Consider the following 24,405-nt stretch of genomic DNA (forward strand, 5'->3'; position numbering starts at 1 on the left):
AGCGTAGAGAGACTGCGGCCTAGCTATCTCCCAAGACTTGGCCCGTAGCACCGAGATAAAGGGTGATCAGGCGGACCAGCTCCTTGTGCATCGCCTGATCATGGATCGCGCCGCGCCGCGCCGCATTGTGGATCACCCCGTCGATGGCGTCGGACAGTACGCGCCCGGCGATTTGATCGGCGGCATTGGGTGATCGATTTCCATGGGTCGCAATGGCATTCGCGAAATAGGATAGGTATTCGATCTCGAACTTGCTTTCGGGATTTCGATACTCTTCTGAACTGGGAGCTTCGTCCAACAGGACGCGATGCAGTCCGGGATGCACACTGTGAGCCGCGACCACGGCTTCGACCAGTCGGACCGCGAAGTCCGCCGGTGTGATCTCACCCGCCGGGAGAGAGCGCATTGCAGCCATACTGTCATCCAGATGTTGACTGCGAATGGCGTCCACGAGAGTGAGCTTGTCGGGAAAGTACTGGTACAGCGAGCCTATGCTCACGCCGGCCAATTCGGCAACTCTGTTGGTCGTAAACCCCGCCCATCCTTCATTGCTCAGAATACGAGCACCTGCCTCTACAATTGTTTCCACAGTTGCGCGAGAGCGGGCTTGTCTCGGCTCCTTACGCATCATGGATCGCCGTTTTGCAATGCGAGTAGACAAGAGTGTTGCTCCGGAGAAAATGTGAAGGACTTACTCGCATTTAAAGCATCAAAGGACCGGAGATCAATGAGCACAATGCTGCAATCACTTTACGAATATCAGGCTTGGGCCAATGTCGACCTGTTCGACAAACTCGAAAGTTTGGACCACGAACATAACAAGTCAGAGCTCCAATCCGCGCTTCGCCTGATCAGCCATAACTATGTTGTTTCGCAGATATTCGCCGGCCATCTCCAAGGCATTCCACATGGCTATGGCTCTGACAACCTCGAAATCACGCCTCCGCTGACCGATCTCAGGGCCTCTGTCACATCAGCGGACCAATGGTACCTTGATTATATACGCTCAGCATCCCGTCCGGCGCTCTCTGAGGCCGTGGCCTTCACCTTCACCGACGGCGACAAAGGCTTCATGACCCGCGAAGAGATGCTGACCCATGTTGTTTTGCATGGCGGATATCATCGCGGAGAGGTGGGCCGAATCCTGTCGCAGCGCTCCATTACCCCGCCGTGGGACACTTTTGCCGTCTACCTCCATCACACCGATGCTGATCGGCGTATGCAGGGCATGCGGATATCCGTGAGTGTATGAAGGAGTTGCCACCCCAAGATGGGTCAGGAGGTCTGGGAAGCCGTTAAACAACGGAAGCGTTGGGCCAAGACATTGCGCAACGATTGACTCCTACATCACATCCACTATTCTGGATATATGGATGAAAAATCGACGATCGCGGCCCTTGCCGCCCTGGCGCAGCCGACCCGGCTCCAGACTTTCCGCCTGCTGGTGGCGCATGAACCCGATGGCGTTCCCGCCGGCGAACTCGCCCGCCTGATCGGCGTGCCGCAGAACACCATGTCGGCGCATCTCTCGACGCTCTCGCAGGCAGGTCTCGTCACGGGCGAGCGCCAGAGCCGCTCGATCCTCTACCGCGCCGATCTCGATCGCTTCCGCGCGGTCGCGCTTTACCTGCTCAAGGATTGCTGCGGCGGCAATGCCAGCCTCTGCCAGCCGCTGATCGACGATCTCGCCTGCTGCAGCGCGAGGGCAGCGCCGGGACTATCTCAATGACCGACCTCCCCCGTCGCCTCACCGCCGAAGCGGTCGGCACCGCAATCCTGGTCGCAACCGTCGTCGGCTCCGGCATCATGGCCGATCGTCTCTCCGACGATGTCGCGGTCTCCCTGCTCGGCAACACGATCCCCACGGGCGCGATCCTCTTTGTGCTGATCACGATCTTGGGTCCCATCTCCGGTGCCCATCTCAACCCGGTTGTCACAATGGTCTTCGCTCTTCGGAAGGAGTTCGAGGCCTCCGCAGTCCTGCCATACGTTCTCGCCCAGATCCTCGGCGGCGTCGTCGGTGCCCTCATCGCCCATGTGATGTTCGAGCTGCCAGTCTTGCAGATCTCGGAAACGGTTCGTACGGGCTCTGCCCAATGGACGGCCGAGGCGGTAGCAACCTTCGGCCTGCTCCTCACCATCCTCGGCGGCCTGCGCTTCAAGGCGGACGCTATCCCCATGCTGGTCGGCCTCTATATCACGGCGGCCTACTGGTTCACGGCATCGACCTCTTTCGCCAACCCGGCCGTGGCGATTGCCCGAAGCCTGACCAATACCTTTGCCGGCATCCGCCCGATCGACCTTACCGGCTTCATTCTGGCGCAGATTGCCGGGGCATTAGTCGCGGCCGCTATCGCTGCCTGGCTTTTTGCAGAGAGCCGCAACGAGATCCCCCCCATTGTCCCGGAAGGAACGGAACGTCCATGACCGTCACCATCTATCACAACCCGGCCTGCGGCACCTCGCGCAACACGCTTGAGATCATCCGGCATGCCGGCATCGAGCCCACGGTCATCGAATATCTGAAGACCCCGCCGAGCAAGGAAGATCTGGCAAAGATGATCGCCGATTCCGGACTGTCGGTGCGTCAGGCGATCCGCGAAAAGGGCACGCCCTACGAGGAGCTCGGCCTCGCCGATCCCGCCCTCTCGGAGGACGAACTGCTCGACGCCATGATCGCGACACCGATCCTGATCAACCGCCCGCTCGTCGTCACCGAGATGGGCGCCCGCCTCTGCCGCCCGTCCGAAGTCGTGCTCGACATCCTGCCCGCCGACGCCTTCACCTCCGCCTTCGTCAAGGAAGACGGCGAAGCCGTTCTCGATGCGGAGGGCAAGCGCATTGTCTGACTTGAATGTAGACCTGCCCGCCGCCGATCTCGATCACCTGCGTTTGCCGGACCTGGAGGCGCTGCGCCGCCCCTTCTCAAGCCACAAGCCGCGCATCCTGATCCTCTATGGTTCGCTGCGGCAGGTGTCCTTCAGTCGGCTGCTGGCGATGGAAGCCAAGCGCCTGCTCGAACATTTCGGCGCCGAGGTAAAGGTATTCGACCCCTCGGGCCTGCCCCTGCCCGACGATGCGCCTGTCGGCCATCCGAAGGTCCAGGAATTGCGTGAGCTCTCTCAGTGGTCCGAAGGTCAGGTCTGGGTCAGCCCCGAGCGCCACGGCACGCTGACCGGCATTATGAAAGCGCAGATCGACTGGATTCCCCTGTCCGTCGGCGCGATCCGCCCGACCCAGGGCAAGACGCTCGCCGTCATGCAGGTCTCCGGCGGTTCGCAGTCGTTCAACGCCGTCAATGCCATGCGCCTGCTCGGACGCTGGATGCGGATGATCACCATCCCGAACCAGTCATCAGTCGCCAAGGCATACCAGGAATTCGACGGTAACGGCCGCATGAAGCCCTCGTCCTATTACGAGCGCGTCGTCGATGTCTGCGAGGAATTAGTGAAGTTCACCCTGCTGACGCGCGACATCTCCGGCTACCTCACCTATCGCTACAGCGAGCGCAAGGAAGCGGCGTTAAAGGGTGTGAACCTCAAGGCCGTGTGAGCGCAACCACACTGGTCGGCAGTCGCCCGCCTGCTATTGTTCCCATTGAGGCGAGCGAATCAACCAGACCGCGAGGCGACCCATGACCATGCCAATGCTCGGAGCCACCCTTGGCAAGACGGGTGCCGATTTCCGCCTCTGGTCGCATCATGCGGATCGCGTCGAACTATGCCTCTTCGATGGGCGGGGCGAGACAGAATTTGACCGTCTATCGATGACGCGTGGCGAAGGTGATGTGCACCACGTTTTCGTTCAGGGGATGAAGGAAGGCGCCCGCTACGGCTTCCGCATCCACGGCCCCTATGATCCGGCGCAGGGGCACTGGTACGATCCGTCCAAACTGCTGGTCGACCCCTATGCGACTGAACTAGACCGCCCCTTCATCTATGATGTCAGGCTCGGTCAGTTCGGCATCGATACCGCGGCCCTGATGCCGAAGGCGATCCTGAAGGCCCACAAGCCGGTGAGACCCATGATGCCGCTCGGCGAGCGCTGCGGCTTCATCTACGAGGTCAACGTCAAGGCCTTCACCATGCTGCATCCGGATGTGCCGGAGGCCGAGCGCGGCACGCTGAAGGCGCTTGCCAATCCCTCGGTCCTCGCGCATTTGCGCCGCATCGGCGTCGACATGGTCGAACTCATGCCGATCACCGCCTGGATCGACGAACGGCACCTGCCCCCCCTAGGCCTCACCAACAGCTGGGGTTACAATCCCGTCGCCATGATGGCGCTCGACCCGCGCATCGTGCCCGGCGGTGTCGGGGAACTGCGCGAGACGGTCGCCGCCCTCCATGCCGAGGGCATCGACGTCATCCTCGACCTCGTCTTCAACCATACGGGCGAAAGCGATGTCTTGGGCACGACGCTGTCGCTGCGCGGCATCGACAACCGCTCGCTCTTCCGCCACGTGGCTGATGACCCCGGCACGCTGGTCAACGACACCGGCTGCGGCAACACGCTCGCCTGCGACCATCCCTTTATCCGCCGGCTGATCGTCGATACGCTGCGCCACTTCGTGCTTTCGGCCGGCGTGGATGGTTTCCGCTTCGACCTCGCGCCGATCATGGGGCGCCACTGGGACGGCTTCCATCAGGATGCCCCCACGCTTCGCGCCATCCTTGAGGACGAGGTGCTTGAGGATCGCGTCTTGATTGCCGAGCCCTGGGACATCGGGCTCGGCGGCTACCAGCTCGGCCGCTTCCCGCCCGCCTTCCTTGAATGGAACGACCGCGCCCGCGACACCTTCCGCCGCCACTGGCGGGGCGACGCCTGGACAACGGGCGATCTTGCAACGGCACTTGCCGGCTCCGCCGATCTCTTCGCCCATGACGGCCACGGCCAGACCCGCAGCGTCAACTTCATCGCCGCCCATGACGGCTTTTCCCTCTACGATCTCGTTTCCTATGAGCACAAACACAACGAGGCAAATGGCGAGGAAAACAGGGACGGCCACAACGAGAACCATTCCTGGAACAATGGCGTCGAGGGTGAAACGTCAGACAAGGCGATCCTGAAGAAGCGCCGGGAGGATGTCGAAGCCCTGCTCTCGACGCTGTTTGCCAGCCGCGGCGCGGTGATGCTGACGGCGGGCGACGAGTTCGGCCGCACCCAACGCGGCAACAACAATGCCTATTGCCAGGACAATGCGCTGACCTGGCTTGACTGGTCGAAGGCCGATGCGCAACTGATCGAAACCACCGCCCGGCTTGCCGCCATGCGCCAGCGTTTCTCCTGTTTCATGGACGCAAGTGTGCTAACCGGAGAGGGCGACGTGACATGGCTGAATACCGACGGCCAGCCGATGGCGGTGGGCGACTGGGAAAAGCCCGATCTCGGCGCTTTCACCATGATGCTCGCCAGCATTGATCGTGAGACGGGCACTGAGTGTCGGGTCGCCGTCCTGTTCAACAGATCTTCAGAGCCACGAGACTTCGTCCTTCCGACGCAAGACAAGCGCAAATGGCGCCGGCTGGAGACTGGCCGCAACGCTGCCAAGATCGTGGTAAAATCCCGTAGCGTGGATTTCTGGACCCAAAGCTGAGTTTTTGCACCGCAGTGATGTTAGCCTCTTTCGCCTGACATCAAGCGGCTGTAGCTTGCGGGAATTATTGAAGGATCGGGTTCTTTTGATGCCGCAAGAGATTTCACTGAGAGACGTTCCCGGCCTCGTGGGCGCCGTGGTCGGGGTTTCCGACTGGATCACCGTCGACCAGCCAATGATCGACGCCTTCGCCGGCGCCACCATGGACCACCAGTTCATCCACACCGACCCCGTGCGCGCGGCGGCAGAAACGCCTTTTGGCGGCACGATCGCTCACGGCTTTCTCACCGTGTCGCTGCTCTCGGCGATGAACTACAATTGCCTGCCAAAGATCCGCGAACAGACGCTGGGCATCAATTACGGCTTCGACAAGCTACGCTTCATGTCGCCGGTAAAAACCGGCAAGCGCATCCGGGGAAGTTTCAAGCTCGCGGGCGCGCGTTTCCGTGGCGCCGGCATGCTGATGCTGACCTATGAGGTCACCGTCGAGATCGAGGACGAGCGCAAGCCCGCGCTCACCGCCGACTGGATCACCATCTCCCAGTTCGACCCGAAAGATCGTCCCGAAGGGGTCTGACACGAAAGGCGCCCGCGACGATGAGCGAGGACCGCGCAGACCTGATCCGCCAGAGTTTCCTTCGCCAGGCCAAGGCCTGCGCCGATCTCGGCTCTCCCTTCACCGCCCGCCTCTGCGCGCTGGCGGCAGAGCGGTTGACGGAAGAAACCCGTGTTGGCGCAACGGTCCTCGGTTGGTCGGGCAACCCCGACGGTACCGGCGATGCACTCGCGCTGCGGCTCGCCGGCACGCTGCACGCCCTTGTTCGCTCCGGCCAGGACCCAGCACTTGCAGCCGTCTACCCGCCCCATGCCGTCGACGACGACACGCTCTGGGCCGCGATCGAGGCCGCGATGCGCCGGGACGAAGCCTTCATGCTGGAGCGCCTGAAATCCGCCCCGCAGACCAACGAGGTGCGCCGCTCCTCCGCCCTGCTCCCCGGTTTCCTGACCATTGCGGCGCAGACCGGCAAGCCGCTGATCCTCTCGGAAGTCGGCGCCAGCGCCGGGTTGAACCTTCAATGGGATCGCTACAGCTACCGCCTCGGGGATTTCAGCTGGGGCAAGGTCTCGGCCGTCGGACTCGCCCCGCGCTGGGAGGGTCCGCCGCCACCGCAAGCCCCAATCGAGATCACCGAACGGGCCAGCTGTGATCTGAACCCGCTCGACCCCGCCTCGGAAGACGATCGCCTGCGGCTCTTCTCCTACATCTGGGCCGACCAGCAGGACCGCCTCGATCGCACGGCAGCAGCGCTTGAAATGGCAACCGAAAGCGGCCTGAAGGTGGAAAAGGCCGATGCCATCGACTGGCTGCGCAAGCGCTTGACAACGCCGCGTCCGGGAATGGCCCACGTGATCTACCACACCATCGCCTGGCAATATCTGCCACCGGCGCTGAAGGCCAAGGGTGAAGCCCTGATCGCCGAAGTGGGCGCCCGCGCGACAGAGGCCGCCCCGCTGGCGCGCCTGCAGCTGGAAGCCGACGGCAAGCCGGAAGGGGCAGCCATCCTGCTCACGTTCTGGCCGCCGGGGGAGACCCGCGAGATTGGCCGGGCGGATTTTCACGGGCGCTGGGTGAAATGGGTTGGGTGGGGAGGTTCAGCCGTCTGAGTTGAAGCACCCAGTGGAGTTGGGCCGCACATGGATGATGATCATGGGCAATCAGCAGTTCTCATCAGGGATATGGAACTCTTCAGCGGTTACGCGCTCACCCGTGGTGAACCTGCCAGACCGAGAAAGACAAGCACAGCCTGATTGAGCCGTAGGATATCGGCGTCATCCAGCCGTCCCACCCTTGTACCGACCTTGGACTTCGGGACTGTCGTAATCTTGTCCACCATGAGGCGGCAAGGCGAATGCAGCCCATTCCGTTCATTTGGCGCCACAGGCAGGCGAAAGAGCGGCGCTTCGGTCTCGTCTGTGGTGAATGCGCAGATCGTGATCGAATCCGTCGCGTCAAACGCCTCATCCTGGACCACGACAACGGGGCGAGGCTTTCCCGCATAGTCTTTACCACCGGAAACTGTCCAAATGTCGCCGCGTCTCACGCGTCTTCACCATCTTCGAAGTCGATGTCGGACGCCGCATCGATGAATGCCTGATCGTTCAGTGCTTCAGCGCTCATTGCAACGGCTAGTGACTGCCGATGCGCTTCCGCCTTAAATGACGGAGCACGAACATCCGGCACCCAGATCTGAATCGGCCGCAAGCCTTGCGCCCGTAGGCGTGCGCGATGTTCGCTCACCTTCACGCGGGAGGGCTTTGGTTTGGCGGTGGAGGACATGGAGGCTCCATCTGCTTCGCATCTTTGTTTTCAAGAGTTGTGACCGGAGAAACGGAAACGGTGTTCCGACAACAGCTCAGTTACATGTAACCTATCATGGCCTCACGCAGATTGCGAGCCTTGTGATGCAGAGTGCGCAGGATAGAGGAAGCGGTAGAAAATCGGACCAGGCTGGCATCTCACAACCCAAAACAGAAAAAGGCCGGGTCACCCCGGCCTCCTCAAATCCCGTCGAACACTCGCCCCTCAGAGCGAGGCATCCTCCGCACCTTCGGCGAGCATGCCGAAGGCATATTCCGCAAAGGACCGCCAGCATTCCACCCGGAACGTATCTTCCTCGACGCGGTGGAGGATGATCTCGATCTTGCCGAACACCGTGCGCGTCACGGCGCCCACCGGGAAGGCGGCGAGAGAGAGGTCGAGCGGGCAGGCAGCGTTGAGCGTGTCGGCAGCGGCAGGTCCCGAGACGATGATCGCGGTGTTGCGGTGGGAGATGTCGGTCGCCGAATGCACCACGCCGGAGGCGGCGCAATCGGCCATCAACGCGTCACCCTTCTCATCGATCAGGAACCATTCGTCCGGACCGATCCAGAAAGCCGTGCGGCCCTTGGCCGAGACGGACGTCTTGGGCTTTGTCGGAAGCGTGAGGCCAAGCGACTTCGAAAGACCGGCAACGCCATCTTCACCGGCGCGCAGCGAAACGCGGGTGGCGGGAAGCGCCGGGGTGAGGCGCACCTTGGCGCTGCCGCCCTGGAAGCCGGCAAGAACGGTCTTGCGTTCTGCAACAGACATATCAGCCATGGATGCGGCCTCCTTCCTTGTCAAAGAATACCATGTCGGTGACCTCAACCGCGATGGTCTTGTCCTTCATCGGCACGTAGAGCGTCTCGCCCATGCGGGCGCGGCCACCGGCCACCATGGCAATCGCAATCGAGCGACCGAGGTTTTCCGACCAGTAGGACGAGGTAACATGTCCGAGCATGGTCATCGGCTTCGGCTGGTTCGGATCGGCAACGATCTGCCCGCCCTCTTCCAGTACCTCGTTCGGGTTCTTCGTCAGAAGGCCAACAAGCTGCTTGCGGCCTTCCTTGACCAGATCCGGACGCTTCATGCCGCGAATACCGACGAAATCGGTCTTCTTCTTCGACACCGCCCAGGAGAGGCCCGCATCGTCAGCCGTCAGCGTGCCGTCGGTATCCTGACCGACGATGATATAACCCTTTTCGGCGCGCAGCACGTGCATGGTCTCGGTGCCGTAGAGGCAGGCGCCGAGCGACTGGGCGCGTTCCCAGATCTGACGGAAGACGTCAGCGCCGAAATCGGCGGGCACGTTGACTTCGAAACCGAGCTCGCCGGTGAAGGACACGCGGAAGAGACGCGTCGGCACGCCGCAGAACTTGCCTTCGGCCACGCTCATATGCGGGAAGGCCTCGTTCGAGATGTCGATGCCCTCGACGAACGGCGCGATGATGTCGCGCGCCTTCGGGCCCTGGACGGCGATGACCGCCCATTGCTCGGTGGTCGATGTGAGCCAGACCTTCAGATGCGGGAATTCCGTCTGCAGATAGTCTTCCATGTGGTTCATGACGCGCGGCGCACCGCCCGTCGTGGTGGTCACATGGAAGCGATCCTCGGCCAGGCGACCGACGACGCCATCGTCATAGATGAAGCCGTCTTCGCGCGTCATGATGCCGTAACGCGCCTTGCCGGGCTTCAGCGTGTCCCAGGCATTGGTGTACATCAGGTTCAGGAACTCGGCCGCATCGGGGCCGACCACCTCGATCTTGCCGAGCGTCGAGGCGTTGAAGACGCCGGCTGCATCGCGCACCGTCTTGCACTCGCGATTGACGGCGGCATGCATGTCTTCGCCGCCCTTAGGGTAGTACCAGGCGCGCTTCCAGTTGCCGACATCTTCATAGACGGCTCCCTGGGAGACTTCATAGGCATGCATTGGCGTCTTGCGCACCGGATCAAACAGCGCATCGCGCGAATGGTTGATCAGCGTGCCGAAGGTGACGGGAGTATAGGGAGCGCGGAAGGTGGTGAGACCGACCTGCGGGATCTCCTTGCCCAGCACTTCCGCCGCGATGGCAAGGCCATGCATGTTGGAAAGCTTGCCCTGGTCGGAGGCCATGCCGTTCGTCGTGAAGCGCTTGATATGCTCGATCGAATGCATACCCTCGCGCACGGCAAGGCGGATGTCCTTGGCGCAGACGTCGTGCTGGAAGTCGACAAAGGCCTTGACGTTGTCTTCGCGCCCTGCCCCTTCCGCAGCGCCGATCATGCCGCCGGTCCAGGCATGGGCATTCGCACCCGACAGCGAAATGGCTGGCGTCTCGGTCGCACCCGCAGCCTTGGCGGAGGAGAGACCGGCAGCGGTTGCCTCGTCGAGCAGCACCTGCAGATCGTCGGTGCCGTTGCAGCCGCCGACGCAGATGCAGTCCTGGGCGTAGACGTCAGGCAGAAAGCGCTGGTTGGCAGCATCGAACTTCAGCTTGCCGCGCGACTGCGAGAACATGTGCACGGACGGCGTCCAGCCGGCGCACATCAGGAGCGCATCGACCTCGATCTTGCGGGTGGAGCCGCCGCCATTGCGGCGAACTGTGATCGAGCGGACACGCAGGCGACCAGCGGTATCGACCACGCCGTGACCGGTGAGCACTTCGATGCCCAGCGCACGCGCCTGGGCCAGAACGCTCTCGCCCGGCTTTTCACGCGCATCGACGATGACGGGCACCGATACGCCCGCCTTCTTCAGATCGATCGCCGCTTCATAGGCCGAGTCATGCGCGGTGTAGACACCAACCTTGGCACCGACGGCGACGCCGAAATGGTTGAGATAGGTGCGACCGGCCGAGGCCAGCATGATGCCCGGACGGTCGTTGTTGGCGAACACCATATGGCGTTCGATTGCGCCGCTAGCGATGATCACGCGCTTGGCACGCACCTGCCACAGCCGCTCGCGCGGCTGGTTCTTGGCCGGCTTGGCGATGTGGTCGGTGACACGCTCGACCAGCGCCACGTAATTGTGGTTGTGATAGCCGAAGGCCGTCGTGCGCGAGAGCACGGTGACATTCGACATGCCCTTCAGCTTGGCGACAGTCGCTTGCGCCCAGTCCCAGCCGCTTTGGCCGTCGACCATCGCACCCGTGTCGAAGTGGAAGGCACCGCCCATTTCCGGCTGTTCGTCGACGATCATGACGCGCACGCCCGTCTGGGCGGCAGCCAGTGCCGAAGCGAGACCGGCGGCACCACCACCGATCACCAGCACGTCGCAATGGGCGTAACGGTTGGCGTAATGATCCGGATCCGCTTCCTTCGGTGCATGGCCCAGACCGGCGGCGCGACGAATGAAGGGCTCATAGATGTGGTGCCAGGCGGCCTTCGGCCACATGAAGGTCTTGTAGTAGAAGCCGGCGGCAAAGAAGGGCGACAACAGATTGTTGACCTCGCCGATGTCGAGCGACAGCGACGGCCAGCGGTTCTGCGTCTCGATCTTCATCCCGTCGAAGACTTCCTGCACGGTCGCCCGCACATTCGGCTGGCGGCGGGCTGCGTCACGCGAGACGTCGAGCAGTGCATTTGGCTCTTCCGGACCTGCGGTCAGGATGCCGCGCGGACGGTGATACTTGAACGAGCGACCGGCGAGATGCATGCCGTTGGCGATCATGGCGGAAGCCACGGTATCGCCTTCGTAAGCGGTCAGCGTGCGTCCATCGATGGTGAAGCGGGCGGTCAGCGCCGGCGTCAGGCGGCCTTTGCCGGGAATACGGTTGGCAGCACTCATGCCTTCTCTCCCTTGGTGACGGTGGCGGACTGGAGCGTCGCAGGATCGGGCATGGGTTCACCGGCCTTGTAGGTCAGCAGGATCTTGTCGGAGATGGTGTCGCGGGCGGCATTGAAGAAGCGCCCGCAGCCATGGATGTGGCGCCAGCGTTCGAAGATCAGGCCCTTCGGGTTATCACGCAGGAAGAAGTAATCCGCGAACTCCTCGTCCGTGATCGAAGCGATGTTTTCCGGGCGCGCGATATGCGCTTCACCGGCGGCGCGAAATTCGAGCTCGGCACGCTCTTCTTCGCAATAGGGGCATTTGATGACCAGCATGGTGAGTGATCCCTGAAATCAGTGCGCCACGGCAGCGGCGGCTGCCTCGTCGATGAGGCGGCCGGTGCGGAACCGGTCGAGCGTCAGGCCCTGGGCCAGCCGATGCGGCTCGCCCTTGGCGATGAGATGAGCAAAGAGGTTCGCCGAACCCGGCGTCGCCTTGAAACCACCCGTACCCCAGCCGGCATTGACGAAGAGGTTCGGAACCGGCGTGACGCTCTGGATCGGCGAACGGTCGGCCGTGTTGTCGGTGATGCCGCCCCACTGGCGCATCATCTTCACGCGACGGAACATCGGGAAGAGCTCGCAGATGGCGTCGAGCGTATGCGTGATGATCTGCATGCCGCCGGTCTGGCTATAGGAGTTGTACTGGTCGGTACCGGCACCGATGACCAGCTCGCCCTTGTCCGATTGCGAGATATAGGCATGCACGGTGTTCGACATGACCACGCAGGGGAAGATCGGCTTTAGCGGCTCGGAGACGAGCGCCTGCAGCGGCGTCGAGTGAACGGGAAGACGCACGCCCGCCATGCCCATGACCACGGAGGAATGGCCGGCAGCGGACACGCCGATCTTCTTCGCGCCGATGAAGCCCCTGGTCGTGTCGACGCCGGTGACTTCACCATTGGGGCCACGACGGATGCCGGTGACTTCGCAGTTCTGGATGATGTGCACGCCGCGATCGGACGCCGCACGCGCATAACCCCAGGCCACCGCATCGTGACGGGCCGTGCCGCCACGGCGCTGAAGAGCAGCACCATTGATCGGGTAGCGCGCAGTCTTGGAGATATCGAGCGGCGGGCAAAACGCCTTGGCCTGCTCCGGCGTCAACCACTCATTGTCGATGCCATAGAGATTATTGGCATTCACATGGCGCTTGAAGGACTGCTGGTCATGCACATTGTGCGACAGCATCATCACGCCGCGCGGCGAATACATGACATTGTAGTTGAGGTCCTGGCTCAGGCCCTCCCAGAGCTTCAGCGAATGCTCGTAAATGTCCATGCTCTCTTCATAGAGATAGTTGGACCGGATGATCGTCGTGTTACGGCCGGTATTGCCACCGCCGAGCCAGCCCTTCTCGATGACAGCGACATTGGTAATGCCGTGCTCCTTGGCGAGATAGTAGGCCGCGCCGAGGCCATGGCCGCCGGCACCGATGATGATCACGTCATAGGACTGCCGCGGCTCGGGAGAGACCCATTGAGCCTCCCATCCCTTGTGGGCACGCATGGCCTCACGGACAACGGCAAAGACCGAATATTTGCGCATTCGCCTTAAACTCCTGTGGTTCAGGCACGGGGAAGATGGATACTCCTCGCAAATCAAGTTGCGCCATGACGTCCGTTTTGCGACGCAATACCACCCGTCTTTCGACACGCCCTCTCGCCCCACTCCCCACACGAATTTTATCGGCTAGAGGGCTTGCGCCATATGGACTTTTCAGGGTGGATCTGATAATTCGCACCCCAATCGCCGGACTCAAGTGGCCGCGCGAAGCATATTGCTGTTTCCGTAGATGTGGCGTTCATCGACGGAAGGACATAAACCCTTAGAACCAAAGGAACGGGATAAACGTGCAGGTACTAGTCCGCGACAACAACGTTGACCAGGCGCTCCGCGCTCTCAAGAAGAAGCTGCAGCGCGAAGGTGTCTTCCGCGAAATGAAGATGCACGACTTCTTCGAAAAGCCGTCTGAAAAGCGCGCACGCGAAAAGGCCGAGGCTGTTCGTCGCGTCCGCAAGCTGGCGCGCAAGAAGATGCAGCGCGAAGGCTTGCTGCCGGCTGCTCGCGGTCGTTGATCGGCCCCGTTTTAGACGTTTTCCTGTGAGATGAGGGCGGGGGCGAAGCGAATCGCCGCCGCTCTTTTGATATCCAACACGAACTATCGCTGTCACCGGGCCTTCAATGGCGCTGGCAGCGGCCGGATGATGCGCTCCATGATGAACAGCCCCGTGCTCCCGACCGCCTTCAACGCCATCAGCAGCAAACGCCTGATCACAGCGACCGCCCTTCTCGGCGTGCTCGCTCTGGCCGGTTGCGCAACGACGACCGAAACGACGGACGTAATCCGCATCGACCGGGCACAGGGCTCGGAAGAAAACATTGCCTCGCTCTCGGCCGTCATTCAGTCCAATCCGCGCGATCCTGAAGGCTACAATGTTCGAGGCTCAGCCTATGGTCGTGCCGGCCAGTTCAGGCAGGCGCTGGACGATTTCAACACCGCCCTGCAGATCAACCCGCAATTCTACCAGGCCTATGCCAACCGCGCGCTCGTCTACCGCAACATGGGCAAGCCGGTCGAAGCGGCTGCGGATTACAATTCGGCTCTGAAGATCAACCCGAACTACGACGTCGCCTATATCGGGCGCGGCAACATTTATCGCCAGGCTGGTCGCGTCGACGAGGCCTTTGGCGACTTCAACCGCGCCATCCAGCTCAACACCACCGACGGCCGTGCCTATCACAACCGCGGCCTCATCTACCAGCTGCGCGGCCAGCACGACAAAGCGATTGACGACTTCTCCAAGGCGATCTCGCTGTCCTCGAGCGCACCCGAACCCTATAACGGCCGCGGCGTCTCCTATATCGCTCTTAACGACGACGAAAACGCCTTTGCCGACTTCAATCACGCGATCGAGCTGAACGACAAGCTCGCCGAAAGCTGGGCCAATCAGGCGCTGGTCTACGAGCGTCGCGGCGACAAGGCCCGTGCGGCCAAGTCTTATTCGCACGCCCTCCAGCTGGACCCGAAGTATCTGCCGGCCAAGCAGGGCCTCGACCGGACGCGCGGCGGCGCTTGATCACTCACCGTCGCAGCAGATCGACGAACGGCGGGGGAACCCGCCGTTTTTTTGTCCCTTAATCGGCAGGAACAACCACGCGAAAAACGCAGAAAGGGCGACCCACGTGGTGGATCGCCCCTTGATATGCAACCCGCCAGATAACGGGCTTCCGAACTTGCTCAACGCATAAGGAAGACGCCAGCGACGCTCAGCACGATCCAGATGAACGTGCCGCCGAGGAAGCCTGCACCACCAAAGAAACCGGCAGCCATGGCGATCATCAGGGCAACGATGATGGCGGTGCCGTATTTCGTGCCGGCAATGAAAAGATCATAGGTCTTGTCGTGTTCCCGGTAGTCCATCGAAGCACCGATTTCGACAGGACCAGAATGCTCTTCGCTCATATTCGATCTCCCAGTTCAATCGCGGGCCGCACCGGCGGAGAATCTCATCCTGCGCCGCAAACGGTGAATTTCGTCTTTTTCCGCATACACAAAGGTCGGACTGAGCGCAATCGCAACTCGTGACCTGCGTCAATAATCCAGCCCTGCGATCGCGCCGCTGATCTTTCCATTGGCGACCAACCGCGCCGAAGGCAGAATGGTCAGCGGATCGATGCGCCTGAGAATTTCCTGACGGCCGAACATCAGCCGACGCTCATGCACACCGGAATCAAAGAACGGATAGCGCCGCAGGAGCTTGTCTCCGGTAGTGTGGGTGTTTGTGGCCATCAGTGTCAGTTCGAGCCCGTAGATCTCGGTCATCCGCCGTTCCACGATGGTTTCAGCATAGAAGACGCGCTTGTAGAATGCGGCGTGGTGGGGCCGCACATGCTGCAATACGCGATCCGCCTTGAAATATGCGGCCGCCACGATGCTGGGCCGCAGTGTGATATAGGGGAGAATTGGTAACTCGGCCGCAACGGCGGGATCAATGGCGAACCGTGCGGGATCGATCAGGGTCAGGCCCGCGTCGAGATAGGCCTCCATCACGTCGGGAAATACCCCGGCCGACTGGGACAGCGGATGCTCCGGGGTGACGTGATGCAGCCGGATCGTGCTGACCAGTTCCTCGAAGTAATAGATACCGAAGACGAAGGCGTGGGGATCGAAATCCGCATCATCGATCATGCTAGGGACAGCGACCGGCAGAACATTGGCAGCCTTGTAAGCCTTGTAGCGAAGCTGCTCTATCGTCTCCAGGTCTTCGCTCGTCTCAATCCGCCTGTATTCGACGTGGTCGAGATAGCGCATCAATCGTTCTGCAAAACCCTCAAGTTCCATGGCCATCTACTCATTACGGTTCGCCCTCCCTAAGGGCTAACACGCAATATTAACCATTGCCTCCCCCCAAAATTAACAGATTATTAAGACACTGGTTGTTAAGGTTAATGAAAGGTTAACACCCAAGCGGGAGCGCGAGAAACACTTCGAGAGTGGCCCGTAATCATGCAACGACGGCGTCGCCCTTGCCATTGCGGGCCTGAACGTTACGAGCGAGTTCAGTGACGGCGACCGGGCTGATGGGAGTGGAAAAGACATATCCCTGGATAAGGTCGGCGCAATGATGTTTGGACAGAAGCGCCAGTTGCTCGCGATTTTCCACACCTTCGACGACGATGCTGAGGTCCAGCCCGCGGCTGAGGTGGACGATCCCGCGCAAGAGCTTCAGCCGGCGTTTGTTTTCGCCGATGTCCCGCACGAAGGATCGATCGATCTTCACGACGTCGATCGGAAGTGTGTCGAGGTAGCTCAAACTTGAGAAGCCCGTGCCGAAATCGTCGATCGCGATGGTGATGCCGAGGCTGCGCAACTGTTCCAGAATGGCGCGCGCAGATGATAGCTCCTCGATCAGGCTACTCTCCGTCACCTCCAGATGCAGGCGCTGCGCGACCAGTCCCGTCTCGGCCAGGATCGTCTTCAGGCTATCCACGAGACCTTGCGATCGCAGGTCCTGCACCGACAGGTTTACCGAGACGCTCAGACCCTCCGGCCAGGTCCGGCAATCGCTGCAGGCGCGCCGCAGCACATGGAGCGTGATCGCGGAGACGATCCCCATTTCCTCGGCGATCTGGATGAAGATGTTGGGCGCAACCGGTCCCTTTTCCGGGTGATGCCAGCGGGCAAGGGCCTCACAGCACCGGATCTCGCGGCCGTCTGGCGTAAACATCGGCTGGTAGACCACGGTGATGTCACCATTCTCGACCGCCGCACGGAGATCTTCCTTCAGGCGCTGCCGCTCCAGATAGCGGGCATCCATTTCTCCAACGAAAAGGGTGAAATGCCCCTTGGCCCGGGCCTTGGATTCAAGCAGCGCAATGTCCACCTTGACCGGCCACTCTTCAGCCGGCAAGGCTGCACTGTCGAAAACAGCGGCACCGGCCGAGAACGACACCGGCAGTCTAACCTCTTCAATATCGTAATTTCCGCCGGCAGCCGCATGGATCGCGCGCATCTCGGCCTCAAGATCGAGTTGATCGTCGGCATTCGGGAAGAACAGCACGAACTGGTCGCCCACCATATGCCCGGCAATGCCCTTCCCAGCCACAAGCGCCGTCAGGCGCGCGGCAATCGCCGTAAGCAGCCGATCTCCCGTCAGGTGACCCTTCAGGTCATTGACATGCTTGAAATCGACGACATCGAGCAACATGAAGCCGACCTTCGAGCCACAGCCGCCCTGCTGCTCCAGCCTTTCACTGACGAGTTCGCTGAAATAGCCCCGCTGCGGCAGATCTGTCAGCGCATCATAGCGCGCCATGTGCAGGATCTTACGATCCGCGCGGACACGTGCGGTCACATCTTCGAAGATCAGCACCACGCCACCTTCTGCCCGCCGGCTCGCGGAGAACTCCAGAACGAGGCCTTCGGAGAAATGCATCAGCGCCCGGCTGGAGATCCCTTGCGTCAATTGAGAGAGCTGCGCCTGCAACAGGCTCGGCATCGAACCGTCGACGAACGTGTGGCGCACGCCATAGCGAAGAACGACATCGAGATCGCACCCCGCAAGCCGCGTGCGGTCGCCCAGATGCAAGAGTTCGCAAGCCTTGCGATTGATCACCTCGATCCGGTTGTCCGGGTCGAGCATCAGAAGGCCATGCGTCATGTTGCTCAGCGCCGTGTCGAAACGATCGGCAATCTTCGACATTTCCCGCGAGGCAATGACATTTTCATAGAGAAACTCGCGCACACCATTCGCCATCGCCCGGGTGGTGAGGAAGAACGGAATGAGCATTAGGGACAGGAGCCCCTTGAACAGATCCTGCGCCAGCAGGCTGCCGATGACCATCGGGGTGCAGCAGGCCAGAGTCTGAAGATCGACGGCCAGTCGCGAGCCATAATTGCGGCCCACGACGGAAACCATGGAGCCCAGCGTGACGGCGATGCAGGCGAGTTCGGCAAAGGTGTCCTCAAACGATAGCATTGCGTAGCCGCTACCGATACCCAACAGGGCAGCTGTCAGGGCGCCGCCGAGAACATACCGCATCTCCCAGTTGGCGATGCCCTCGCGCGTCAGGCTCGCTTTGTCCACTTGGTCGAACTGCTTGAATGAGTAAATGCGGTAGGCGAAGACCGAAGCAAAACACCCACAAAGGAGGAGATAGAAGACGGCTCCGGTCTGGATATAGACCACGAGGCAGGTCAGGATGTGCACGACCATGCCCGTGAACAACGTCGAGCGATTGTCAAACAGCGAACTGACGAAGGACAGGTAGACGTCCGTCGGGACGTGCAGGTCGTGCCTGTTCTCGGCTCTCATCATCTGCCTCCCGGCAAGCTCGGGCGCGCAAAGCCCGTTGCCAATAGAAGTCTCAGCGCCTCGCCTCGCTTGCTCGACAAGTGACCGCCAAAGCCATGTTCCAAAACGCCACAGTCGTGATCCAGCCGAATAGCACGATACCTTGCACTACTCGAAAGCGGGACGCCAACCTCTACACGAGAACGTATTAAGACCGGGAAACCACGATTGTTAAAACTTTCGGCAATAGTGCAGCCATGAGCTGCGGTGCCGTCCAGTTGCAACGGCATTCGACTTTCGTAGACCCGCACCGTCACGCAACGGCGCTCCGGTTGCGCGTCGCGGACCCATGCTCTAAGGACGAAAAGACACGGGGAGAAAAAACAATGACCCTTTTATTGGCTGTTTCGCGGTTGATCGACTGGATCAACGGCGTCATTGGGCGGTCGGTGTCCTGGCTGCTTCTCGCAGCTGTCCTGATCAGCGCGGGAAACGCCGTCGTCCGCAAGGCGTTCGACATCTCGTCCAACGCATGGCTGGAGCTGCAGTGGTATCTCTTCGGTACAGTATTCATGCTGGCTGCCGCCTATGCTTTGCAACGCAACGAGCACATCCGGATCGACATTCTGTCGAGCAATTGGAGCGCGCGGACACGCAGCTGGATCGATCTTATCCTGCACATCATCTTCCTCGTACCTTTCTCCGGGCTGATGAGCTATCTGGCGTGGCCCTGGTTCTGGCGGTCCTTCTTCAGCGGTGAAATTTCATCCAGCGCCGGCGGCCTGATCATCTGGCCGGCCAAGGCGGCGATCCTGGTGGGTTTCCTGCTGCTGACGGCACAGGCCTTTTCGGAAATCATCAAGCGGGCAGCCGTTCTGATGGGGCGGATAGACGACCCGCTGGCAACCCAGCCCGCGACGGAAAGCGTGGAGGCCTGAGATGATCGACCTGATCGCCCACAATCTCGCCCCGATCATGTTCACGACCGTCATGGCCATGCTGTTGCTCGGCTATCCGGTTGCCTTCACGCTCGCTGCCGGCGGCCTGATCTACTTCGTACTCGGCGTCGAGGTCTCGCATATCTCCTCGGAAATCCGCCTCTTCTGGCCGCTGCTGCAGTCGCATCCCGAACGCATTTTCGGGATCATGTACAACGACACGCTTCTCTCGATCCCCTTCTTCACGCTAATGGGCATCATCCTCGAACGCTCGCGCATGGCTGAAGACCTGCTCGACACGATCGGGCAGTTGTTCGGACCCGTGCGGGGCGGCCTTGCCTATGCCGTCATTCTCGTCGGCGCCCTGCTCGGCGCAACGACCGGCGTCGTCGCGGCCTCGGTCATGGCCATGGGCCTGATATCGCTGCCGATTATGCTGCGCTACAAATACAACGGCCCTCTGGTCTCCGGGACCATCGCCGCCTCGGGCACCCTCGCCCAGATCGTGCCACCGTCGCTGGTCCTGATCGTCATGGCCGATCAGCTCGGCCGCTCCGTCGGCGACATGTATGTCGGCGCGCTCTATCCGGCGCTGATGATCATCGCGGCCTACTGCCTTTACGTCTTCGCCGTCACGATGATCAAGCCGGAATGGGCCCCTGCCCTGCCTCGCGAAGCTCGGACCTTGGGCGATGGCGTGACCTCTCTCTTCGTCATGATCGCCATCGGGGCTGCGCTTTATTTCCTCGGCCACGAAGTGCTCTTCACCGGTATCCAGAGCCCAGAATGGCAGATGGTGACGGCGCTGGCCTTCGGCGTGCTCTCTGTCTACGCCTTCGCCCTGATCAATCGTAGCCGCAATCTCAACATCATCTCGCGTCTCGCGCAGCAGGTCATCATCGTGATGGTGCCGCCGCTGGCGCTGATCTTCCTCGTGCTCGGCACCATCTTCCTCGGCATCGCCACGCCGACGGAAGGAGGCGCCATGGGGGCAGCCGGCGCCATGATCATTGCCGCTGCAAAGGGTCGGATGTCAGTCGGCATCCTGAAGAACGCCCTCGATGCCACCACGCGTCTCTCGGCCTTCGTCATGATGATCCTGATCGGCGCCCGCGTCTTCGGACTGACCTTCTACGGCATCAACGGCAATGTCTGGATCGAGGACCTGATGCTGGCATTGCCGGGCGGCGAATACGGCTTCCTGATCGTCGTCACCATCATCGTCTTCATCCTCGGCTGCTTCCTCGATTTCTTCGAGATCGCCTTCATCATGGTACCGCTGCTGGCGCCCGTTGCCCAGAGCCATGGCATCGACCTCGTCTGGTTCGGCATCATTCTCGGCATCAACCTGCAGACCTCGTTCCTGACGCCGCCCTTCGGCTTCTCGCTCTTCTATCTGCGCTCGGTCGCCCCGGAAGGCCAGTGGAAGGATAAGGTCACCGGCGAGCTGAGAGAGGGCATCAAGACCCTGGATATCTACAAGGGCGTCGTCCCCTTCATCATCATCCAGTTCCTGGCGATCATGGCGGTCATCGCCTTCCCCGGGCTGGTGATGCATTACAAGGGTGAGGCGGTCGTCACCGATCCGAACACGATCGAGATTAAGATCCCGGAACAGTCCAATCCGGGTGGCACTGCAGGGCCGAATTTCGGCCTACCCCCCCTCGGCAGCGAGGGACAGGCTCCCGCTACGAATCAACCGCCGGCACTCGGACTACCGCCGCTGGATTTCGGTGGCAACGGTAACACTTCGCCGGCAGCTCCTGCCCAGCAGCCGGCGCTGGGCTTGCCGCCGCTCGAGCTTGGAACCCCACCGGCCGCCCAACCCACGACACCGGCACCATCGATCGATCTCAGCAAGCCGCCGGTGATCAATTAAAGAAGATGAGTGCAGACCGTTTCCGGTCTGCTTAGGAAACTGCAAAGCCCCTTGAATGACAAAGGCCCTGGACGATTGCTCGTCCAGGGCCTTTGTCATAAGTGAGGATAATCTCAGAGCTTGCCGGCACGCTGCTGGATCATCATGAACGTGTCGAAGGTATATTCTCCGACCTGTGCCCAGAGATAGGCGTCCTTCTTGAAAGCGAGCTGGTCTTCATAGGTCTTCTTGAAGAACGGGCTCTGCGCCGAAAGCTCGGCATAGATCTCGGTCGCCGCCGTGTAGCAGGCTTCCATGATTTCCTGGCTGAACGGTCGCAGCACGGTACCCTCGGACACGAGCTGCTTCAGAGCAGGCGGGTTCTTCGTGTCATACTTCGCCATCATGTTGGTGTTGGCGAAGGCACAGGCGTCCGTCAGGACGGCCTGATAGTGCTTCGGCAGGGCGTTGTACTTCTCAAGATTGAAGAAGGCATGCACGACCGGGCCGCCTTCCCAGAAACCGGGATAGTAGTAGTACTTCGCCACCTTGTGGAAGCCGAGCTTGGAATCGTCGTACGGGCCGACGAATTCGGCCGCGTCGATCGTGCCCTTTTCCAGCGCCGGATAGATGTCGCCACCGGCCAGCTGCTGCGGCACGACGCCGACCTTCTCCAGCACCTTGCCGGCGAGGCCGGCGATGCGCATCTTCAGGCCCTTGAGATCGTCGACCGTGTTGATCTCCTTGCGGAACCAGCCGCCCATCTGGACCCCGGTATTGCCGGCCGGCAGACCATAGAGACCTTGGGTCGCGTAGAACTCGTTCATCAGCGTGTTGCCATTGCCCTGGTTGAACCAGGCATTCGACATGCGCGCATTGAGGCCGAAGGGCAGCGCCGTGCCGATAGCAAAAGTCGGCTCCTTGCCCCAGAAATAGTAGGAGGTTGTGTGAGCCGCTTCGACGGTGCCGGCAGATACGGCATCGACCGCCTGCAGGCCTGGAACGATTTCACCGGCAGCGAAAACCTGGATTTCGAAATTGCCGCCGGTGGCGGCCTTCACGTGGTCGGCGAGATCAACCGCGCCACCATAGATGGTGTCGAGGGACTTGGGGAACGACGACGTCAGGCGCCATGTCACCTTCGGGTTTTCCTGCGCAATAGCGGGTGCGGCGAGCGCTGCGGAAGCCGCAACACCCGCCCCGGTCGCGCCGGCCTTCTTGATAAATGATCTGCGATCCATGTATTTCCTCCCTGTGAAATTCCTCGACCGGCGGAACGTCTCGGCCCCTCCCGGCGCTGACATGTGAGCTAATCATGTTGGATGAGCCCTTTCAAGCCAAAGCGCCTTGGTCTTTCGGACTAGACTTTGGTCGTGCATACCGCCCGTGACAGTTGCAAGCCGTCTCGGCCGCCATGCTCCAAAGCCCGGCTGGCGCAGACGAACGATACGTGCGGAGCAGCGCGCTGTAAGCCGGCGCCTGTGCTGTTACCCAAGGGATATGAGACGTAGTGGGTCAGGGCACCATGAGCAGCGCCAGATCCGCCTCCGCCGGATCGGCGACCTCATAGGAAAAGCTCTTGCCCCGGACAAGCGTCAGAACGGGCGCCCCATGCACGGTGGACAGCGTGACGCTGCCGTCTTCGTTCTGCGTCCAATTCGTCGCTCGGGCGAGGCCGGGCCATACGGATTCGCAATCGGGAGGGGCAAAGAAGTCCCGACTGCGGCTCGTCAGCGTCGCCCCCCGCTCAACGAGGCAGACGGTCTTTCGTGAAAAATTGGATACGGAAAAGACCGCCGGCGGGGAGGCTGCAGAAATCTGCGGCGCAAACACTCCCGCTGGCGGCGTTGACCCGACAGTGATGGAATCGGGAACCTGATCAGCAACGACGGCTGGGCCCTGCCCAATCCACAGCGACAGCAGAACCGCAGACGCAGCCGCCGAAACGGCCGAGACACTCAGCACCTGGAGATAGGCCTTCATGGACGCACATCCTCTTGCCCGAGACGGGTATGGCGAACAAGGATGCGCCTTGAAGCTTGCGGAAGGCTGACGAGATTTAGAAACGCCTTAAGAAGACGCAGAGGTTTCCGGAACCGGGGTCAAAGCCTTGCCGCTATCGAACCAGGCGATCAGGTTGTTCGCAACCAGATCCGCCATGGCATTCCGGGTCGGAACAGACGCCGAGGCGACATGCGGCAACAGCGAGACGTTTTTAAGCGCAATCAGGTCATCTGGCACCTGCGGCTCGTCGGCGTAGACGTCGAGACCGGCCGCCGCGATCGTGCCATCCTGAAGCGCGCGGATCAACGCCGGCTGATCGATCGTTGACCCCCGACCGACATTGATCAGAACCCCGTCCGGCCCGAGAGCTTCCAGAACCTCGGCATTGATCGATCCCTTGGTTTGGGGCGTGGCCGGCACGATGGAAATCAGCGTATCGACTGCGCGGGCGAGCCCCAGCAGACTGTCATGATAGGCGAAGGACACGTCCGAACGCGGGCTGCGGGTGTGGTAGCTGATGTCGACCTTGAAGGGCACCAGGCGTTCCGCGATTTCGAGCCCGATCCGTCCGAGCCCATGGATGCCGATGCGACGCCCCTTGAGCGACATCGGCGACAGCGGAAATGGGCCCTCGGCGGCCCATCGACCGGCCCGCAGATAGCTTTCGGCGGCCGGAAACTGGCGCAGTGTGTTAAGAAGCAGAGCGATCGTCGTGTCCGCCACCTCGTCGTTCAGCACATCCGGCGTGTTGGTGACCACGATCCCGCGAGCTGCTGCAGCCTTCACGTCCACCCCGTCATAGCCGACGCCAAAGCTGCCGATCACCTGCAGATGCGGCAGGGCCTCGATCAGCGAGGCGGGAAAACGCCCGGACACGGCAGCGCCCCTCACACCCGACCGCGTCTCTTCCGTCAAAGCAACGACGGCATCTGCACTATCGATCTCGACCAGGTCGAACCGCTCCGTCAGCCGCGCGCGAACGCGCGGGTGAATCCGCCCCGGGATAAGGATCGTGATGCGTTCCGATGACATGGAAAACTCCTTGGTCT

At 61.3% G+C, this 24,405-nt stretch carries 25 protein-coding genes; 12 read left to right on the plus strand and 13 right to left on the minus strand.

The features are described 5' to 3' along the window. Nucleotides 1-19 precede the first annotated feature (19 nt). Complete coding sequence (locus tag FJQ55_RS17250) at nucleotides 20-661, minus strand: TetR/AcrR family transcriptional regulator (protein WP_342781718.1); 642 nt, start codon at nucleotides 659-661, stop codon at nucleotides 20-22. 66 nt (nucleotides 662-727) lie between these two features. Here FJQ55_RS17250 and FJQ55_RS17255 point away from each other — a divergent pair, with 66 nt between their 5' ends. The 8 genes from FJQ55_RS17255 to FJQ55_RS17290 all read left to right on the plus strand — a co-directional run bounded on the left by FJQ55_RS17255 (nucleotide 728) and on the right by FJQ55_RS17290 (nucleotide 7,258). Further along, on the plus strand, nucleotides 728-1,252 hold the full coding sequence (locus tag FJQ55_RS17255) for a DinB family protein (protein ID WP_140830151.1): 525 nt from the start codon (nucleotides 728-730) through the stop codon (nucleotides 1,250-1,252). A 117-nt stretch (nucleotides 1,253-1,369) separates the two neighbouring features. Then, nucleotides 1,370-1,729: an ArsR/SmtB family transcription factor gene (locus tag FJQ55_RS17260; RefSeq protein ID WP_140830153.1), complete on the plus strand. Its 360-nt coding sequence runs from the start codon at nucleotides 1,370-1,372 to the stop codon at nucleotides 1,727-1,729. Then, a complete protein-coding gene (locus tag FJQ55_RS17265) occupies nucleotides 1,726-2,427 on the plus strand; it encodes an aquaporin (RefSeq protein WP_140830155.1) in 702 nt (233 codons plus the stop codon). Before FJQ55_RS17260 ends, FJQ55_RS17265 begins: the two co-directional genes overlap by 4 nt. After that, nucleotides 2,424-2,849 (plus strand): arsenate reductase (glutaredoxin), encoded by a 426-nt coding sequence (gene arsC / locus FJQ55_RS17270; protein ID WP_140830157.1) that lies wholly within the window; start codon nucleotides 2,424-2,426, stop codon nucleotides 2,847-2,849. The genes FJQ55_RS17265 and arsC overlap by 4 nt, the downstream gene beginning before the upstream one ends. Continuing rightward, nucleotides 2,824-3,552: an arsenical resistance protein ArsH gene (gene arsH, locus FJQ55_RS17275; RefSeq protein ID WP_140830159.1), complete on the plus strand. Its 729-nt coding sequence runs from the start codon at nucleotides 2,824-2,826 to the stop codon at nucleotides 3,550-3,552. Before arsC ends, arsH begins: the two co-directional genes overlap by 26 nt. Before the next feature lie 82 nt (nucleotides 3,553-3,634). After that, nucleotides 3,635-5,593: a glycogen debranching protein GlgX gene (gene glgX, locus FJQ55_RS17280; protein ID WP_140830161.1), complete on the plus strand. Its 1,959-nt coding sequence runs from the start codon at nucleotides 3,635-3,637 to the stop codon at nucleotides 5,591-5,593. An 88-nt stretch (nucleotides 5,594-5,681) separates the two neighbouring features. Continuing rightward, a complete protein-coding gene (locus FJQ55_RS17285) occupies nucleotides 5,682-6,170 on the plus strand; it encodes a MaoC family dehydratase (protein ID WP_140830163.1) in 489 nt (162 codons plus the stop codon). Between the two features lie 20 nt (nucleotides 6,171-6,190). Further along, nucleotides 6,191-7,258: a DUF2332 domain-containing protein gene (locus FJQ55_RS17290; protein ID WP_140830165.1), complete on the plus strand. Its 1,068-nt coding sequence runs from the start codon at nucleotides 6,191-6,193 to the stop codon at nucleotides 7,256-7,258. Between the two features lie 89 nt (nucleotides 7,259-7,347). Here the strand turns inward: FJQ55_RS17290 and FJQ55_RS17295 are convergent, their stop codons facing one another. The 6 genes from FJQ55_RS17295 to FJQ55_RS17320 all read right to left on the minus strand — a co-directional run bounded on the left by FJQ55_RS17295 (nucleotide 7,348) and on the right by FJQ55_RS17320 (nucleotide 13,307). Then, nucleotides 7,348-7,695, minus strand: coding sequence for a type II toxin-antitoxin system PemK/MazF family toxin (locus FJQ55_RS17295; protein WP_140830167.1), 348 nt, complete (start codon nucleotides 7,693-7,695; stop codon nucleotides 7,348-7,350). Beyond that, nucleotides 7,692-7,931 (minus strand): antitoxin MazE family protein, encoded by a 240-nt coding sequence (locus FJQ55_RS17300; RefSeq protein ID WP_140830168.1) that lies wholly within the window; start codon nucleotides 7,929-7,931, stop codon nucleotides 7,692-7,694. The genes FJQ55_RS17295 and FJQ55_RS17300 overlap by 4 nt, the downstream gene beginning before the upstream one ends. Nucleotides 7,932-8,177: 246 nt before the next feature. After that, nucleotides 8,178-8,732: a sarcosine oxidase subunit gamma gene (locus tag FJQ55_RS17305; RefSeq protein WP_140830170.1), complete on the minus strand. Its 555-nt coding sequence runs from the start codon at nucleotides 8,730-8,732 to the stop codon at nucleotides 8,178-8,180. Continuing rightward, on the minus strand, nucleotides 8,725-11,718 hold the full coding sequence (locus FJQ55_RS17310; protein WP_140830172.1) for a sarcosine oxidase subunit alpha: 2,994 nt from the start codon (nucleotides 11,716-11,718) through the stop codon (nucleotides 8,725-8,727). The genes FJQ55_RS17305 and FJQ55_RS17310 overlap by 8 nt, the downstream gene beginning before the upstream one ends. Then, the gene (locus FJQ55_RS17315) at nucleotides 11,715-12,035 is read right to left on the minus strand and encodes a sarcosine oxidase subunit delta (protein WP_136538109.1); all 321 of its coding nucleotides are present in this window, start codon (nucleotides 12,033-12,035) and stop codon (nucleotides 11,715-11,717) included. Before FJQ55_RS17315 ends, FJQ55_RS17310 begins: the two co-directional genes overlap by 4 nt. Nucleotides 12,036-12,053: 18 nt before the next feature. Then, on the minus strand, nucleotides 12,054-13,307 hold the full coding sequence (locus FJQ55_RS17320; protein ID WP_140830174.1) for a sarcosine oxidase subunit beta family protein: 1,254 nt from the start codon (nucleotides 13,305-13,307) through the stop codon (nucleotides 12,054-12,056). Between the two features lie 305 nt (nucleotides 13,308-13,612). Between FJQ55_RS17320 and rpsU the strand changes: the two genes are divergently transcribed. Both rpsU and FJQ55_RS17330 read left to right on the plus strand, forming a co-directional pair. After that, nucleotides 13,613-13,837 carry a 30S ribosomal protein S21 gene (rpsU, locus tag FJQ55_RS17325; RefSeq protein WP_062280187.1) on the plus strand — a complete coding sequence of 75 codons (225 nt, stop codon included), beginning with the start codon at nucleotides 13,613-13,615 and terminating at the stop codon, nucleotides 13,835-13,837. Nucleotides 13,838-13,990: 153 nt separating this feature from the next. Then, complete coding sequence (locus FJQ55_RS17330; protein ID WP_425467555.1) at nucleotides 13,991-14,839, plus strand: tetratricopeptide repeat protein; 849 nt, start codon at nucleotides 13,991-13,993, stop codon at nucleotides 14,837-14,839. Between the two features lie 161 nt (nucleotides 14,840-15,000). Here FJQ55_RS17330 and FJQ55_RS17335 read toward each other — a convergent pair whose 3' ends face one another. The 3 genes from FJQ55_RS17335 to FJQ55_RS17345 all read right to left on the minus strand — a co-directional run bounded on the left by FJQ55_RS17335 (nucleotide 15,001) and on the right by FJQ55_RS17345 (nucleotide 18,577). After that, nucleotides 15,001-15,225: an aa3-type cytochrome c oxidase subunit IV gene (locus FJQ55_RS17335; protein WP_140830179.1), complete on the minus strand. Its 225-nt coding sequence runs from the start codon at nucleotides 15,223-15,225 to the stop codon at nucleotides 15,001-15,003. Between the two features lie 129 nt (nucleotides 15,226-15,354). After that, nucleotides 15,355-16,104, minus strand: coding sequence for an N-acyl amino acid synthase FeeM domain-containing protein (locus tag FJQ55_RS17340; RefSeq protein WP_140830181.1), 750 nt, complete (start codon nucleotides 16,102-16,104; stop codon nucleotides 15,355-15,357). A gap of 163 nt (nucleotides 16,105-16,267) precedes the next feature. Continuing rightward, entirely contained in the window at nucleotides 16,268-18,577 is a 2,310-nt protein-coding gene (locus tag FJQ55_RS17345) for a putative bifunctional diguanylate cyclase/phosphodiesterase (protein ID WP_140830183.1), read from the minus strand. 365 nt (nucleotides 18,578-18,942) lie between these two features. Between FJQ55_RS17345 and FJQ55_RS17350 the strand changes: the two genes are divergently transcribed. After that, on the plus strand, nucleotides 18,943-19,494 hold the full coding sequence (locus FJQ55_RS17350; protein WP_140830185.1) for a TRAP transporter small permease subunit: 552 nt from the start codon (nucleotides 18,943-18,945) through the stop codon (nucleotides 19,492-19,494). 1 nt (nucleotide 19,495) lies between these two features. After that, a complete protein-coding gene (locus tag FJQ55_RS17355; RefSeq protein ID WP_140830188.1) occupies nucleotides 19,496-21,373 on the plus strand; it encodes a TRAP transporter large permease in 1,878 nt (625 codons plus the stop codon). A 113-nt stretch (nucleotides 21,374-21,486) separates the two neighbouring features. Here FJQ55_RS17355 and FJQ55_RS17360 read toward each other — a convergent pair whose 3' ends face one another. The 3 genes from FJQ55_RS17360 to FJQ55_RS17370 form a co-directional block, all read right to left on the minus strand. Continuing rightward, nucleotides 21,487-22,593 carry a TRAP transporter substrate-binding protein gene (locus tag FJQ55_RS17360; protein WP_140830190.1) on the minus strand — a complete coding sequence of 369 codons (1,107 nt, stop codon included), beginning with the start codon at nucleotides 22,591-22,593 and terminating at the stop codon, nucleotides 21,487-21,489. Between the two features lie 274 nt (nucleotides 22,594-22,867). Then, a complete protein-coding gene (locus FJQ55_RS17365) occupies nucleotides 22,868-23,335 on the minus strand; it encodes a hypothetical protein (RefSeq protein ID WP_140830192.1) in 468 nt (155 codons plus the stop codon). 87 nt (nucleotides 23,336-23,422) lie between these two features. After that, nucleotides 23,423-24,388: a 2-hydroxyacid dehydrogenase gene (locus FJQ55_RS17370; RefSeq protein WP_140830194.1), complete on the minus strand. Its 966-nt coding sequence runs from the start codon at nucleotides 24,386-24,388 to the stop codon at nucleotides 23,423-23,425. Between the last annotated feature and the right edge of the window lie 17 nt (nucleotides 24,389-24,405).

Source organism: Rhizobium glycinendophyticum (assembly GCF_006443685.1).
Lineage (GTDB): Bacteria > Pseudomonadota > Alphaproteobacteria > Rhizobiales > Rhizobiaceae > Allorhizobium > Allorhizobium glycinendophyticum.

Bases quoted from the DNA above. Each gene is read 5' to 3' on its own strand.
- FJQ55_RS17255 (WP_140830151.1), top strand. From the start codon at position 728: ATGAGCACAATGCTGCAATCACTTTACGAATATCAGGCTTGGGCCAAT.
- FJQ55_RS17260 (WP_140830153.1), top strand. From the start codon at position 1,370: ATGGATGAAAAATCGACGATCGCGGCCCTTGCCGCCCTGGCGCAGCCG.
- FJQ55_RS17265 (WP_140830155.1), top strand. From the start codon at position 1,726: ATGACCGACCTCCCCCGTCGCCTCACCGCCGAAGCGGTCGGCACCGCA.
- arsC (WP_140830157.1), top strand. From the start codon at position 2,424: ATGACCGTCACCATCTATCACAACCCGGCCTGCGGCACCTCGCGCAAC.
- arsH (WP_140830159.1), top strand. From the start codon at position 2,824: ATGCGGAGGGCAAGCGCATTGTCTGACTTGAATGTAGACCTGCCCGCC.
- glgX (WP_140830161.1), top strand. From the start codon at position 3,635: ATGACCATGCCAATGCTCGGAGCCACCCTTGGCAAGACGGGTGCCGAT.
- FJQ55_RS17285 (WP_140830163.1), top strand. From the start codon at position 5,682: ATGCCGCAAGAGATTTCACTGAGAGACGTTCCCGGCCTCGTGGGCGCC.
- FJQ55_RS17290 (WP_140830165.1), top strand. From the start codon at position 6,191: ATGAGCGAGGACCGCGCAGACCTGATCCGCCAGAGTTTCCTTCGCCAG.
- FJQ55_RS17300 (WP_140830168.1), bottom strand. From the start codon at position 7,931: ATGTCCTCCACCGCCAAACCAAAGCCCTCCCGCGTGAAGGTGAGCGAA.
- FJQ55_RS17305 (WP_140830170.1), bottom strand. From the start codon at position 8,732: ATGGCTGATATGTCTGTTGCAGAACGCAAGACCGTTCTTGCCGGCTTC.
- FJQ55_RS17310 (WP_140830172.1), bottom strand. From the start codon at position 11,718: ATGAGTGCTGCCAACCGTATTCCCGGCAAAGGCCGCCTGACGCCGGCG.
- FJQ55_RS17315 (WP_136538109.1), bottom strand. From the start codon at position 12,035: ATGCTGGTCATCAAATGCCCCTATTGCGAAGAAGAGCGTGCCGAGCTC.
- FJQ55_RS17320 (WP_140830174.1), bottom strand. From the start codon at position 13,307: ATGCGCAAATATTCGGTCTTTGCCGTTGTCCGTGAGGCCATGCGTGCC.
- FJQ55_RS17335 (WP_140830179.1), bottom strand. From the start codon at position 15,225: ATGAGCGAAGAGCATTCTGGTCCTGTCGAAATCGGTGCTTCGATGGAC.
- FJQ55_RS17340 (WP_140830181.1), bottom strand. From the start codon at position 16,104: ATGGAACTTGAGGGTTTTGCAGAACGATTGATGCGCTATCTCGACCAC.
- FJQ55_RS17345 (WP_140830183.1), bottom strand. From the start codon at position 18,577: ATGAGAGCCGAGAACAGGCACGACCTGCACGTCCCGACGGACGTCTAC.
- FJQ55_RS17350 (WP_140830185.1), top strand. From the start codon at position 18,943: ATGACCCTTTTATTGGCTGTTTCGCGGTTGATCGACTGGATCAACGGC.
- FJQ55_RS17355 (WP_140830188.1), top strand. From the start codon at position 19,496: ATGATCGACCTGATCGCCCACAATCTCGCCCCGATCATGTTCACGACC.
- FJQ55_RS17360 (WP_140830190.1), bottom strand. From the start codon at position 22,593: ATGGATCGCAGATCATTTATCAAGAAGGCCGGCGCGACCGGGGCGGGT.
- FJQ55_RS17365 (WP_140830192.1), bottom strand. From the start codon at position 23,335: ATGAAGGCCTATCTCCAGGTGCTGAGTGTCTCGGCCGTTTCGGCGGCT.
- FJQ55_RS17370 (WP_140830194.1), bottom strand. From the start codon at position 24,388: ATGTCATCGGAACGCATCACGATCCTTATCCCGGGGCGGATTCACCCG.